At 59.9% G+C, this 12304-nt stretch carries 14 protein-coding genes; 13 read left to right on the top strand and 1 reads right to left on the bottom strand.

What is annotated here, in order from left to right; translation table 11 throughout:
* Positions 1 to 16: 16 nt before the first annotated feature.
* The 6 genes from queA to ACZZ0K_RS02565 all read left to right on the top strand — a co-directional run bounded on the left by queA (position 17) and on the right by ACZZ0K_RS02565 (position 6121).
* Complete coding sequence (gene queA, locus ACZZ0K_RS02540; protein ID WP_095181702.1) at positions 17 to 1081, top strand: tRNA preQ1(34) S-adenosylmethionine ribosyltransferase-isomerase QueA; 1065 nt, start codon at positions 17 to 19, stop codon at positions 1079 to 1081.
* 14 nt (positions 1082 to 1095) lie between these two features.
* Positions 1096 to 2211, top strand: coding sequence for a tRNA guanosine(34) transglycosylase Tgt (tgt, locus tag ACZZ0K_RS02545; RefSeq protein WP_160768392.1), 1116 nt, complete (start codon positions 1096 to 1098; stop codon positions 2209 to 2211).
* Between the two features lie 43 nt (positions 2212 to 2254).
* Positions 2255 to 2593, top strand: coding sequence for a preprotein translocase subunit YajC (gene yajC / locus ACZZ0K_RS02550; protein WP_016773317.1), 339 nt, complete (start codon positions 2255 to 2257; stop codon positions 2591 to 2593).
* Positions 2594 to 2658: 65 nt separating this feature from the next.
* Positions 2659 to 4527: a protein translocase subunit SecD gene (gene secD, locus ACZZ0K_RS02555; protein ID WP_016773318.1), complete on the top strand. Its 1869-nt coding sequence runs from the start codon at positions 2659 to 2661 to the stop codon at positions 4525 to 4527.
* 9 nt (positions 4528 to 4536) lie between these two features.
* On the top strand, positions 4537 to 5451 hold the full coding sequence (secF, locus tag ACZZ0K_RS02560; RefSeq protein WP_041479932.1) for a protein translocase subunit SecF: 915 nt from the start codon (positions 4537 to 4539) through the stop codon (positions 5449 to 5451).
* Between the two features lie 121 nt (positions 5452 to 5572).
* Positions 5573 to 6121, top strand: coding sequence for a glycine zipper 2TM domain-containing protein (locus tag ACZZ0K_RS02565; protein ID WP_041479931.1), 549 nt, complete (start codon positions 5573 to 5575; stop codon positions 6119 to 6121).
* 241 nt (positions 6122 to 6362) lie between these two features.
* On the opposite strand, the gene suhB is transcribed toward ACZZ0K_RS02565, so the two are convergent.
* The gene (gene suhB / locus ACZZ0K_RS02570) at positions 6363 to 7181 is read right to left on the bottom strand and encodes a type III secretion system regulator SuhB (protein WP_016773320.1); all 819 of its coding nucleotides are present in this window, start codon (positions 7179 to 7181) and stop codon (positions 6363 to 6365) included.
* A gap of 144 nt (positions 7182 to 7325) precedes the next feature.
* On the opposite strand from suhB, the gene trmJ reads away from it, so the two are divergent.
* From trmJ to hscB, 7 genes are all read left to right on the top strand, one after another.
* Positions 7326 to 8096, top strand: coding sequence for a tRNA (cytosine(32)/uridine(32)-2'-O)-methyltransferase TrmJ (trmJ, locus tag ACZZ0K_RS02575; protein ID WP_041479930.1), 771 nt, complete (start codon positions 7326 to 7328; stop codon positions 8094 to 8096).
* Between the two features lie 3 nt (positions 8097 to 8099).
* The gene (gene cysE, locus ACZZ0K_RS02580; RefSeq protein WP_024014221.1) at positions 8100 to 8876 is read left to right on the top strand and encodes a serine O-acetyltransferase; all 777 of its coding nucleotides are present in this window, start codon (positions 8100 to 8102) and stop codon (positions 8874 to 8876) included.
* 247 nt (positions 8877 to 9123) lie between these two features.
* Positions 9124 to 9615 (top strand): Fe-S cluster assembly transcriptional regulator IscR, encoded by a 492-nt coding sequence (gene iscR, locus ACZZ0K_RS02585; protein ID WP_016773323.1) that lies wholly within the window; start codon positions 9124 to 9126, stop codon positions 9613 to 9615.
* Positions 9616 to 9665: 50 nt separating this feature from the next.
* A complete protein-coding gene (locus ACZZ0K_RS02590) occupies positions 9666 to 10880 on the top strand; it encodes an IscS subfamily cysteine desulfurase (protein ID WP_039761430.1) in 1215 nt (404 codons plus the stop codon).
* A gap of 100 nt (positions 10881 to 10980) precedes the next feature.
* Complete coding sequence (gene iscU / locus ACZZ0K_RS02595) at positions 10981 to 11367, top strand: Fe-S cluster assembly scaffold IscU (protein WP_003227907.1); 387 nt, start codon at positions 10981 to 10983, stop codon at positions 11365 to 11367.
* Between the two features lie 34 nt (positions 11368 to 11401).
* Positions 11402 to 11725 (top strand): iron-sulfur cluster assembly protein IscA, encoded by a 324-nt coding sequence (gene iscA, locus ACZZ0K_RS02600; protein ID WP_003227904.1) that lies wholly within the window; start codon positions 11402 to 11404, stop codon positions 11723 to 11725.
* 8 nt (positions 11726 to 11733) lie between these two features.
* Positions 11734 to 12255 (top strand): co-chaperone HscB, encoded by a 522-nt coding sequence (gene hscB, locus ACZZ0K_RS02605; RefSeq protein ID WP_056790165.1) that lies wholly within the window; start codon positions 11734 to 11736, stop codon positions 12253 to 12255.
* The last annotated feature ends 49 nt before the right edge of the window (positions 12256 to 12304 follow it).

Here is a 12304-nt window from a genome sequence, read left to right on the forward strand (position 1 = left end):
CTAGACGAACCCCATCATGCGCGTTGCTGACTTTACTTTCGAGCTTCCTGATTCGCTGATCGCCCGCCATCCGTTGGCCGAGCGTCGCGGTAGTCGCCTGCTGACCCTTGATGGGCCGAGCGGCGCCCTGGCACACCGTCAATTCACTGATTTGCTTGAGCATTTGCGCCCGGGCGATTTGATGGTGTTCAACAATACCCGGGTGATTCCGGCGCGGCTGTTCGGGCAGAAAGCGTCCGGCGGCAAGCTGGAAATTCTCATCGAGCGCGTGCTCGATGCGCACCGCGTGCTGGCGCATGTGCGCTCCAGCAAGTCGCCGAAGCCGGGTTCGAAGATCCTTATCGACGGCGGTGGCGAAGCCGAGATGCTGGCGCGTCATGATGCGTTGTTCGAGCTGGGTTTTGCCGAGGAAGTCTTGCCGCTGCTCGATCGCGTCGGGCACATGCCGTTGCCTCCTTATATAGACCGCCCGGATGAAGGCTCGGATCGCGAGCGTTATCAGACCGTGTATGCCCAGCGTCTGGGTGCGGTGGCGGCGCCGACGGCGGGGCTGCATTTCGATGAGCTGTTGATGCAGGCGATTGCTGCCAAGGGCGTCGAGACTGCATTCGTGACGTTGCACGTCGGCGCGGGGACGTTCCAGCCGGTGCGTGTCGAGAAGATCGAAGATCACCACATGCACAGCGAGTGGCTGGAAGTCGGCCAGGATGTGGTCGATGCGGTCGCTGCGTGCCGTGCGCGTGGCGGTCGGGTGATTGCGGTCGGCACCACCAGCGTGCGTTCGCTGGAAAGTGCGGCGCGCGATGGTGTGCTCAAGCCGTTCAGTGGCGACACCGACATCTTTATCTATCCGGGCCGGCCGTTTCATGTAGTCGATGCCCTGGTGACCAATTTCCATTTGCCGGAATCCACGCTGTTGATGCTGGTTTCCGCGTTTGCCGGTTATCCCGAAACCATGGCTGCCTACAAGGCCGCCGTGGAAAACGGCTACCGCTTTTTCAGTTACGGGGATGCGATGTTCATCACCCGCAATCCCGCTCCAACTGCCCCTGAACAGACAGGCCCAGAGGAAACAGAATGAGTCGCGAATGTCGAATGTCCTTTGAGCTGCTGGCCACCGATGGCAAGGCTCGTCGTGGTCGCCTGACCTTTCCCCGTGGCACCGTCGAGACCCCGGCGTTCATGCCGGTCGGCACCTACGGCACGGTCAAGGGCATGCTGCCGCGCGACATCGTCGCCACTGGCGCGGAAATCATTCTGGGCAACACCTTTCACCTGTGGCTGCGTCCCGGCACTCAGGTGATTAAGGAGCACGGCGACCTGCACGATTTCATGCAGTGGAAAGGCCCGATTCTCACCGACTCCGGCGGTTTCCAGGTGTTCAGCCTCGGCGCGATGCGCAAGATCAAGGAGGAGGGCGTGACCTTCGCTTCTCCAGTCGACGGCGCCAAAGTGTTCATGGGCCCGGAAGAGTCGATGCAGGTGCAGCGCGATCTCGGTTCCGACATCGTGATGATCTTCGACGAATGCACGCCGTATCCGGCTGACGAAGACGTTGCGCGCGTATCGATGGAATTGTCGTTGCGCTGGGCGCAGCGTTCGAAGAATGCCCACGGTGACAACACCGCAGCGCTGTTCGGCATCGTTCAGGGCGGCATGCATGAAAACCTGCGCATGCGCTCGCTCGAAGGCCTCGACAAGATCGGCTTCGACGGCCTCGCCATCGGCGGTCTGTCGGTGGGCGAACCGAAGCACGAAATGATCAAGGTGCTGGATTATCTGCCGGGCCAGATGCCCGCTGACAAACCTCGTTACCTTATGGGCGTTGGCAAACCGGAAGATCTGGTTGAGGGTGTGCGCCGCGGGGTGGACATGTTCGATTGCGTGATGCCAACCCGTAATGCCCGCAATGGGCATCTGTTCATCGATACCGGTGTGCTGAAGATCCGTAACGCGTTCCATCGCCATGATGAATCGCCGCTGGATCCGACCTGCGATTGCTACACCTGCCAGAACTTCTCGCGCGCTTATCTGCATCACCTGGACAAGTGCGGCGAAATGCTCGGCAGCATGCTCAATACCATCCATAACTTGCGCCATTATCAGGTGCTGATGGCTGGTTTGCGCGAGGCTATTCAACAGGGTACATTGGCCGCCTTTGTCGATGCCTTCTACGCCAAACGCGGACTTCCCGTCCCGCCTTTGGACTGAGTTTTCTGACCCCAAGATTCAACATTTGCAACTGGAGTGCTAAATGAGCTTTTTTATCTCTAACGCCATGGCTGACGCAGCTGCACCGGCTGCTGCAAGCCCAATGGGCGGCGGCTTCGAGTGGATTTTCCTGGTCGGCTTCCTGGTCATCTTCTACCTGATGATCTGGCGTCCACAGGCCAAGCGCGCCAAAGAGCAGAAGAACCTGCTGAGCAGCCTGCAGAAGGGCGACGAAGTCGTCACCACTGGCGGCATCGCCGGCAAGATCACCAAGGTTGCCGATGACTTCGTGGTTCTGGAAGTGTCCGACACCGTGGAAATGAAGTTCCAGAAAGGCGCCATCGCCGCCACGCTGCCAAAAGGCACGCTGAAAGCGATCTAAGAGCAACAACTTCTACTCAATCGACGGGGCGCGCAAGGCGCCCCGCGTTCATAACGGGCGGCGTGATGCTGAACAAATACCCTCTGTGGAAATACATTCTGATCCTGGCGGTGCTGGCGATCGGTCTGATTTATTCCGCTCCCAATCTTTACCCCGATGACCCGGCCATTCAGATCAGCGGCGCCAGCACGGCTCTGCAGGTCAATGACGCCGATCTGGCTCGCGTCAGCACGGCGCTGAAAGAGTCCGGCATCAACGTCAAGGCGGCAACGCTGACGGCGGGCGGCAAGGGCGGTCTGATCCGTCTGAGCAAGGCTGAAGATCAGCTGCCGGCCAAGGACGTTGTGCGCAAGGCGTTGGGTGATGACTACGTCGTCGCGCTGAACCTGGCACAGACCACCCCGCAATGGCTGCGCAACCTCGGTGCGCACCCGATGAAGCTGGGTCTGGACTTGTCCGGTGGTGTGCACTTCCTGCTCGAAGTGGACATGGACAAAGCCCTCGATGCACGCCTCAAAGTCTACGAAGGCGACGTCAAGAGCCTGCTGCGCAAAGAGAAGCTGCGCTATCGCAGCCTGCCGCAACTGGGCGGTGCCATTCAGTTGGGCTTCAGCGATGAAGACTCCCGCGAACAGGCCCGTGCGCTGATCCGCAAGAATTTCAACGATTTCGACATTGTTCCGGCCGACCTCAACGGTCAACCGGTGCTGCGTCTGGCGATGACCCCGGCCAAGCTGGCGGAAATCCGTGAATACTCCATCAAGCAGAACCTGACCACGGTACGTAACCGCGTCAACGAGCTGGGTGTTGCCGAACCGATCGTGCAGCGTCAGGGCGCCAACCGCATCGTGGTTGAGCTGCCGGGCGTGCAGGACACTGCCGAAGCCAAGCGTATTCTTGGCAAGACGGCCAACCTCGAGTTCCGTCTGGCCGCCGAGCCGGGCGCTTCGAAAGCTACTTCCGAGTCGTTCGAATTCCGCGAAGGCAACCGTCCGCCAGCGCAGATCGAGCGTGGCCTGATCATCACCGGTGACCAGGTCACCGACGCCAAGGCCGGTTTCGGCGAACACGGCACGCCTGAAGTGAACATCCGTCTGGATGGCCACGGTGGCGAGCTGATGAGCCGCGCGACCCGCTCCAACGTCGGCCGCAGCATGGCGGTGATCTTCATCGAACAGCGTCCGGTCACCACTTACACCAAGCAAGTGGTTGATGGCGTCGAGAAAGACGTTGCGGTGCAGACGTTCAAGGAAGAGAAGAAGATCATCAGCCTGGCGACCATTCAGTCGCCGCTGGGTGCGCAATTCCGCATCACTGGTCTGAACGGTCAGGGCGAGTCGTCCGAACTGGCGCTGCTGCTGCGTGCCGGTGGTCTGGCTGCACCGATGTACTTCGCTGAAGAGCGCACAATCGGTCCGAGCCTGGGTGCTGACAACATCACCAAAGGTATCGACGCTTCCCTGTGGGGCATGCTGTTCGTATCGCTGTTCATCATCGCCATCTACCGCTTCTTCGGCGTCATCGCCACCGTCGCGCTGGCGGTGAACATGGTGCTGCTGCTGGCATTGATGTCGCTGTTGGGCGCCACGCTGACCCTGCCGGGTATCGCCGGTATCGTCTTGACCATGGGTATGGCGGTCGACGCCAACGTACTGATCTTCTCGCGGATTCGTGAAGAGATCGCCGCCGGCATGACTGTGCAGCGGGCAATCAACGAAGGCTTCGGCCGGGCATTTACTGCGATTCTCGATGCCAACCTGACCACCTTGCTGGTCGGCGGCATTCTCTTCGCCATGGGCACCGGCCCGGTGAAGGGTTTCGCAGTGACCATGTCCCTCGGGATCTTTACCTCGATGTTCACGGCCATCATGGTGACCCGCGCAATGGTCAACCTGATCTTTGGCGGACGTGACTTCAAGAAGTTGTGGATTTAAGGGGCTGCCATGTTACGTACAATCAACTTCATGGGCGTTCGCAACTTCGCGTTCGGCGTCACCGTGTTGCTTACCGTCATTGCCTTGTTCAGCGTCGCCACCAAGGGCATGAACTGGGGTCTGGACTTCACCGGCGGTACGCTCATTGAGCTGACCTACGAGCGTCCGGCCGATGTCACCAAGGTGCGCGAGCAACTGGCGACTTCCGGTTATCACGAAGCTGTGGTGCAGAACTTCGGCGCCACTACTGACTTGCTGGTGCGCATGCCGGGTGAAGACCCGCAGCTGGGCCATCAGGTCGCAGACGCATTGCAGAAAGTCGGCGGCGACAACCCGGCGACGGTCAAGCGAGTCGAGTTCGTCGGCCCGCAGGTTGGTGAAGAACTGCGCGACCAGGGCGGCCTCGGCATGCTGCTGGCGCTCGGCGGCATCCTGATCTACCTGGCGTTCCGCTTTCAGTGGAAGTTTGCGGTCGGCGCCATTGTCTCGCTGATCCACGACGTGATCGTGACCGTGGGTATCCTCTCGTACTTCCAGATCACCTTCGATCTGACGGTGCTGGCGGCGGTGCTGGCGATCATCGGTTACTCACTGAACGACACCATCGTGGTTTTCGACCGGGTACGTGAGAACTTCCGTGTGCTGCGCAAGGCGACGCTGATCGAGAACATCAACATCTCGACCACCCAGACCCTGCTGCGCACCATGGCGACGTCGATCTCCACGCTGCTGGCCATCGCGGCACTGTTGTTCTTCGGCGGCGACAACCTGTTCGGCTTCTCCATCGCGCTGTTCATCGGTGTACTGGCGGGTACCTACTCGTCGATCTACATCGCCAACGTGGTGCTGATCTGGCTGAACCTGACCACCGAGGATCTGATTCCTCCGGCCAACACCGACAAGGAAGTCGACGACCGTCCATAACGGCCAGCGATTTCCCGGCTGTCAGCCAACAAAAGGCGCGAGTTGAACTCGCGCCTTTTTTTGTGCTCCAAGGCTGGGAGAAGCGCGGGCGCGTCCCGCATGTGATGGTCAGGAGGTTCATGTGAACAAGTCGTTGCTGGTTGGTGCGGTATTGGGTGCTGTCGGTGTCACAGCCGGGGGTGCTGTTGCCACCTACAGCCTGGTTAAAAGCGGCCCTGAGTATGCGCAAGTATTAGCCGTTGAGCCGGTCAAGACACAGATCAAGACTCCACGTGAAGTATGCAAGGATGTAACCGTGACCCGGCAGGCGCCGGTCAAGGATCAACACCAGATTCTCGGCACGGCGATCGGTGCCGTAGCCGGTGGTTTGTTGGGTAATCAGGTGGGCGGTGGTACCGGCAAGAAGATTGCCACCGTGGCCGGTGCAGTTGGCGGCGGTTATGCCGGTAACAAGGTGCAGGAAGGTATGCAGAACCGCGACACCTACACCACTACGCAAACTCGCTGCAACACGGTCAATGACATCAGCGACAAGGTCGTCGGCTACGACGTGCGTTACTCGCTCGATGGCAAGGAAGGCAAGGTGCGGATGGATCGCGATCCGGGCAACCAGATTCCGGTCGACAAGGAAGGCAAGCTGATCCTGTCGCAGAATGAGCCGGCTCAGTAAGGATTTACGGTTGTGAAAAGAAGCACCCTGCGGGGTGCTTTTTTGTACCCGCGATTCAGGGCAGCGCGCGATTCTCACCTGTGGGAGCGAGCCTGCTCGCGAATACGGTCTAACAGTGGATATTTTCTTTGCTGACACGCCCCATTCGCGAGCAGGCTCGCTCCCACAGGGAATTGTGCTGTTTGGAATTGCAGACATAAAAAAAGCACCCCGGAGGGTGCTTTTTGGTTTCGCGGAAAGCTTAGCGCTTCAGCGAGGCCGGCAGGTGCGGCTGGATCGCCGTCAGCACTGCCTTGAAGCATTTGGTGTTGCCGGCAACGATGTGGCCTTTCTCAAGGAAGTCGTGACCACCGGTGAAGTCGCTCACCAGACCGCCGGCTTCTTGAATCAGCAGGGCGCCTGCAGCCATGTCCCACTCGGACAGGCCCGATTCCCAGAACGCATCGAAACGACCGGCAGCTACGTAAGCCAGGTCCAGGCTCGCCGAACCGGCGCGGCGGATGCCGGCAGTCTGGCCAACCAGAGCGCGGAACATGCCCAGGTAGTTGTCGAGGTTGTCCATCTGGTCGTCACGGAACGGGAAGCCAGTGCCGAGCAGGGCGCCGTCGAGGCTGGTACGACCGCTTACGCGCAGACGACGACCGTTCAGTTGAGCGCCGCGACCACGGCTGGCGGTGAATTCTTCCTGGCGAACCGGGTCCAGAACCACTGCGTGCTCCAGGCGGCCACGATATTTGCAGGCAATGCTCACTGCAAAGTGCGGAATGCCACGGAGGAAGTTGGTGGTGCCGTCCAGCGGATCGATGATCCACAGGTACTCTTCGCCTTCGATGCCGGTGCCAGCGTGCAGGCCGGTTTCTTCACCCTGAATCGAGTGATTCGGGTAAGCCTTGCGCAGGGCATCGATGATTTTCTGTTCAGCGGCGCGATCGACCTCGGATACGTAATCCTTGGCGTCTTTTTCGTCGACCTTGATGGTATCCAGGCGCTCGATGGAGCGGAAGATCAGTTCACTGGCGCTGCGGGCGGCGCGCAGCGCGATATTCAGCATGGGCTGCATGGATGTGTCACCTAAGGTTGTTAAAGAAAGCCGCGCATTCTATCAGAACTTTTCTTCAGGTGAAGGACGCTGTTCGCTTTCATAGCTTAACGGTAGGCTGTTCTGTAAGATTTGCCCCCTTTCCCGTGTCCGAGAGCGCCTCCCTTGCTGCAGAACATTCGTGTCGTCCTGGTCAACACCAGCCACCCCGGCAACATCGGCGGGGCCGCGCGCGCCATGAAAAACATGGGTCTGTCGCGACTGGTGCTGGTCGATCCGCGGGTCTTCCCGCACCACGAGGCCGATGCCCGCGCCTCTGGTGCCGGTGACATCCTTGAAAACGCGCAAGTCGTCGCCACCTTGGAAGATGCTCTGGTCGGCTGCAATCTGGTGCTCGGCACCAGCGCCCGCGACCGGCGTATTCCCTGGCCGCTGCTCGATCCGCGCGAATGCGGCAACAAGGTGGTCGAGGAAGCCGGGCAGGGCGCCGAGATTGCTTTGGTGTTCGGCCGTGAAGATTCCGGCCTGACCAATGAAGAGCTGCAGCGATGTCATTTTCACGTGCACATCCCTTCCGACCCGACGTTCAGTTCGCTGAACCTCGGGGCGGCGGTTCAGGTGTTGAGTTATGAAGTGCGCATGGCCTGGCTGGCCGCACAGGGTCAGCCGAGCAAGGTCGAGAAAGAAGAAGTGGCCTCGGTGAAAAGCGCCGAGCTGGCGACCATGGATGAGCTGGAGCGATTCTATGAGCACCTGGAGCAGACGCTGGTCGCCATCGAATTCCTCGATCCGGAAAAGCCACGGCACTTGATGGCGCGCCTGCGCCGGTTGTACGGACGCAGCTCGGTCAGCCGGGCGGAAATGAATATTTTGCGTGGCATCCTCACGGAAACCCAGAAAGCGGCCCGTGGCGAGCTTCTAAAGCGGAAGGATTGAATGATGTTTGAGCGTTTGCGTGAAGATATCCAGAGCGTATTCCATCGAGACCCGGCGGCGCGTAACGCTTTTGAAGTCCTGACCTGCTACCCCGGCATGCATGCGATCTGGATTCATCGTCTGGCCGGCATGCTCTGGCGCAATGAGTTGAAGTGGCTGGCGCGACTGGTGTCGAACTTCGGTCGCTGGCTGACCGGGATCGAGATTCATCCGGGCGCCAAGGTCGGTCGGCGTTTCTTCATCGACCACGGCATGGGCATCGTCATTGGTGAAACCGCCGAGATCGGCGACGACGTGACTATCTATCAGGGTGTGACCCTCGGCGGCACCAGCTGGAACAAAGGCAAGCGCCACCCGACGCTGGGTGATGGCGTGGTGGTCGGCGCTGGCGCCAAGGTGCTTGGCCCGTTCACGGTGGGTGCCGGCGCCAAAGTCGGTTCCAATGCTGTGGTCACCAAAGAAGTGCCGCCGGGCGCCACGGTGGTGGGGATTCCGGGGCGGATCATCGTCAAGACCGATGAAGAGCAGGACGCCAAGCGCAAAGCCATGGCGGAAAAGATCGGTTTCGACGCCTACGGTGTCAGCGAAGACATGCCCGACCCGGTGGCTCGCGCCATCGGCCAGTTGCTCGATCATCTGCAAGCAGTGGACGGGCGCCTGGAAGGCATGTGCGGCGCGCTGAAGGATCTGGGCAGCAATTACTGTGCGAAAGATCTGCCTGAGCTGCGCGAAGAAGACTTCGCTTGCGTCAAAGGCAAGGACGAATCCAAGGCCGGATAGCGGGCCCCTGTGGGAGCTGCCGGAGGCTGCGATCTTTTGATTTTGCCTTCTTAAGATCAAAAGATCGCAGCCTCCGGCAGCTCCTACAAAGGCGTCCAACGCCCGGTGTGCCATTGGGCTGCAGACCCTGCTATCATTCGCGCGCTCTTTTGCGGGTAAACCCGACTAAAGCACTAGGTCTTATAGTTGACTTAAATGCTCGGGAATTGCATACTCCCGCCCATTCCGAACTCCGTGGTAACTGTCCATGCGACTGACTACAAAAGGCCGATACGCCGTGACCGCCATGCTTGACCTGGCGTTGCACGCGCAGCACGGGCCGGTGTCTCTGGCCGATATCTCCGAGCGCCAAGGCATCTCCCTGTCCTACCTCGAGCAGCTGTTTGCCAAGCTGCGCCGCAGCAACCTGGTTTCCAGCGTTCGCGGTCCGGGTGGTGGCTACCAGTTGTCCCGCGACATGCAGGGCATCCAGGTCGCCCAGGTGATCGATGCGGTGAACGAATCGGTCGATGCCACCAAGTGCCAGGGCCAGGGCGATTGCCATTCCGGTGATACCTGTCTGACCCATCATCTGTGGTGCGACTTGAGCCTGCAGATTCACGAATTTCTGAGCGGTATCAGCTTGGCCGACCTTGTCACTCGCCGTGAGGTACAAGAAGTGGCCCAGCGTCAGGACCAGCGCCGTTGCAGCAGCAAGGCGCCACGCCTGGACAAGATTGAAGCGTCCGCCGTCGAATGACAGCCGAAGAGCTACCCGCGGCACGCCAGCCCTGATTTAGGAGATAGTCCATGAAATTGCCGATTTACCTTGATTACTCTGCAACCACCCCGGTTGATCCGCGCGTTGCGCAGAAAATGAGTGAATGCCTGCTGGTCGACGGAAACTTCGGTAACCCGGCGTCCCGCTCCCACGTGTTCGGCTGGAAGGCTGAAGAGTCCGTCGAAAACGCCCGTCGTCAGGTGGCCGATCTGGTCAACGCCGACCCGCGCGAAATCGTCTGGACCTCCGGTGCCACCGAATCCGACAACCTGGCGATCAAGGGCGCGGCACATTTCTACGCCTCCAAGGGCAAGCACCTGATCACCAGCAAGATCGAGCACAAGGCTGTCCTCGACACCATGCGCCAGCTGGAGCGTGAAGGCTTCGAAGTGACCTACCTCGAGCCGACCGAAGACGGTCTGATCACCCCGGCAATGATTGACGCCGCACTGCGCGAGGACACCATTCTGGTGTCGGTGATGCACGTCAACAACGAAATCGGCACCATCAACGACATCGCTGCCATCGGCGAGATGCTGCGCGCCAAAGGCGTGCTCTTCCACGTCGACGCGGCTCAGTCCACCGGCAAGGTCGAAATCGATCTGCAGAAGCTGAAAGTCGACATGATGTCGTTCTCTGCCCACAAGACTTATGGCCCTAAAGGCATCGGCGCGCTGTACGTCAGCCGCAAGCCGCGTGTGCGCATCGAAGCGACCATGCACGGCGGCGGTCACGAGCGCGGCATGCGTTCGGGCACTCTGGCGACCCACCAGATCGTCGGCATGGGCGAAGCGTTCCGCGTAGCCAAGGAAGACATGGCTGCCGAAAACGTGCGCATCAAAGCCTTGAGCGATCGCTTCTACCAGCAGGTCGAGCACCTGGAAGAGCTGTACGTCAACGGCAGCCTGACCGCCCGCGTTCCGCACAACCTGAACCTGAGCTTCAACTACGTTGAAGGCGAGTCGCTGATCATGGCACTCAAGGATCTGGCGGTATCGTCCGGTTCGGCCTGCACCTCGGCGTCGCTGGAGCCTTCGTACGTACTGCGCGCCCTGGGCCGCAACGACGAACTGGCACACAGCTCGATCCGCTTTACCTTCGGCCGTTTCACCACCGAAGAAGAAATCGACTACGCCGCGCAGAAAGTCTGCGAGGCCGTTACCAAGCTGCGCGCTCTGTCGCCGCTGTGGGACATGTACAAAGACGGCGTCGATATCTCGAAAATCGAGTGGGCGGCACACTAACTATAGAAGCCGCCGGATACAGATCCTGTAGCGACGCGGCGTTAACGCAGCGCAGTTGCAGGGTCTCAAGAGCGGCCCTGATGAGTGAGGATTGAGAATCATGGCTTACAGCGAAAAGGTCATCGACCACTACGAAAACCCGCGCAACGTCGGCAAGATGAACGCGGAAGATCCTGATGTCGGCACCGGCATGGTCGGCGCTCCGGCGTGCGGCGACGTGATGCGTCTGCAGATCAAGGTCAACGATCAGGGCGTTATCGAAGACGCCAAGTTCAAGACCTACGGTTGCGGTTCGGCAATCGCCTCCAGCTCCCTCGCCACCGAGTGGATGAAGGGCAAGACCCTGGACGAAGCCGAAACCATCAAGAACACTCAGCTGGCCGAAGAACTGGCTTTGCCGCCAGTGAAAATCCACTGCTCCGTGCTCGCAGAAGACGCTATCAAAGCGGCTGTCCGCGATTACAAGCAGAAGAAAGGCTTGATCTGAATTTCAAGATTCGGCGACGAGTAAGGAGTCAACGATGGCTATCAGCATGACAGAAGCGGCTGCTCGACACGTGCGGCGCTCCCTCGATGGGCGCGGCAAAGGTGAAGGGATTCGTCTGGGTGTTCGCACCACAGGCTGTTCCGGCCTTGCCTACGTGCTGGAGTTTGTCGACGAGGTAGTGGCGGAGGATCAGGTGTTCGAGAGTCACGGCGAAAAAGTGATCATCGACCCGAAAAGCCTGGCCTACCTGGACGGCACCGAGCTCGACTTCGTCAAGGAAGGGTTGAACGAAGGCTTCAAGTTCAACAACCCCAACGTGCGCGGTGAATGTGGCTGCGGCGAAAGCTTCAACATCTGAGGCTGGTCGTGGGTATTCCTTGTCATTTCGCTTTATTCGAGCTGCAACCGAGCTTCCGCCTGGACCTCGAGCAGTTGGCCACGCGCTACCGTGAGTTGGCGCGCGGCGTCCATCCTGACCGCTTTGCCGACGCTTCCGAGCGCGAGCAGCGCTCGGCACTCGAGCAATCGGCGCGGCTCAACGACGCCTACCAGACGCTCAAAAGCCCGGCCCAGCGCGCACGCTACCTGCTGAAAATCAGCGGGCATGAAGTGCCGATGGAAGTCACCGTCCACGATCCCGAGTTTCTTCTGCAGCAGATGCAATGGCGCGAAGAGCTCGAAGATCTGCAGGACAGCGCCGACCTCGACGGTGTCGCGGTATTCAAGCGTCGTTTGAAGACGGCTCAGGAACAGCTCAACGAAAGCTTCGCAGCCTGTTGGGATGATGCAGCGCAACGTGAACAGGCCGAACGCCTGATGCGGCGCATGCAGTTCCTCGACAAGCTCACCTACGAAGTGCGCCAGCTGGAAGAGCGCCTCGACGATTAACCCAGTGCTGCCCTGATTGCACGCTGACAGACAGACAAGACCTGATCAC

The organism is Pseudomonas sp. AC255 (assembly GCF_979258175.1).

Excerpts from the sequence above, each read along its gene's own strand:
- iscA (WP_003227904.1), top strand. The coding sequence starts at position 11,402 with ATGGCTATCAGCATGACAGAAGCGGCTGCTCGACACGTGCGGCGCTCC.
- secD (WP_016773318.1), top strand. The coding sequence starts at position 2,659 with ATGCTGAACAAATACCCTCTGTGGAAATACATTCTGATCCTGGCGGTG.
- iscR (WP_016773323.1), top strand. The coding sequence starts at position 9,124 with ATGCGACTGACTACAAAAGGCCGATACGCCGTGACCGCCATGCTTGAC.
- ACZZ0K_RS02590 (WP_039761430.1), top strand. The coding sequence starts at position 9,666 with ATGAAATTGCCGATTTACCTTGATTACTCTGCAACCACCCCGGTTGAT.
- yajC (WP_016773317.1), top strand. The coding sequence starts at position 2,255 with ATGAGCTTTTTTATCTCTAACGCCATGGCTGACGCAGCTGCACCGGCT.
- tgt (WP_160768392.1), top strand. The coding sequence starts at position 1,096 with ATGTCCTTTGAGCTGCTGGCCACCGATGGCAAGGCTCGTCGTGGTCGC.
- queA (WP_095181702.1), top strand. The coding sequence starts at position 17 with ATGCGCGTTGCTGACTTTACTTTCGAGCTTCCTGATTCGCTGATCGCC.
- cysE (WP_024014221.1), top strand. The coding sequence starts at position 8,100 with ATGTTTGAGCGTTTGCGTGAAGATATCCAGAGCGTATTCCATCGAGAC.
- suhB (WP_016773320.1), bottom strand. The coding sequence starts at position 7,181 with ATGCAGCCCATGCTGAATATCGCGCTGCGCGCCGCCCGCAGCGCCAGT.
- iscU (WP_003227907.1), top strand. The coding sequence starts at position 10,981 with ATGGCTTACAGCGAAAAGGTCATCGACCACTACGAAAACCCGCGCAAC.
- secF (WP_041479932.1), top strand. The coding sequence starts at position 4,537 with ATGTTACGTACAATCAACTTCATGGGCGTTCGCAACTTCGCGTTCGGC.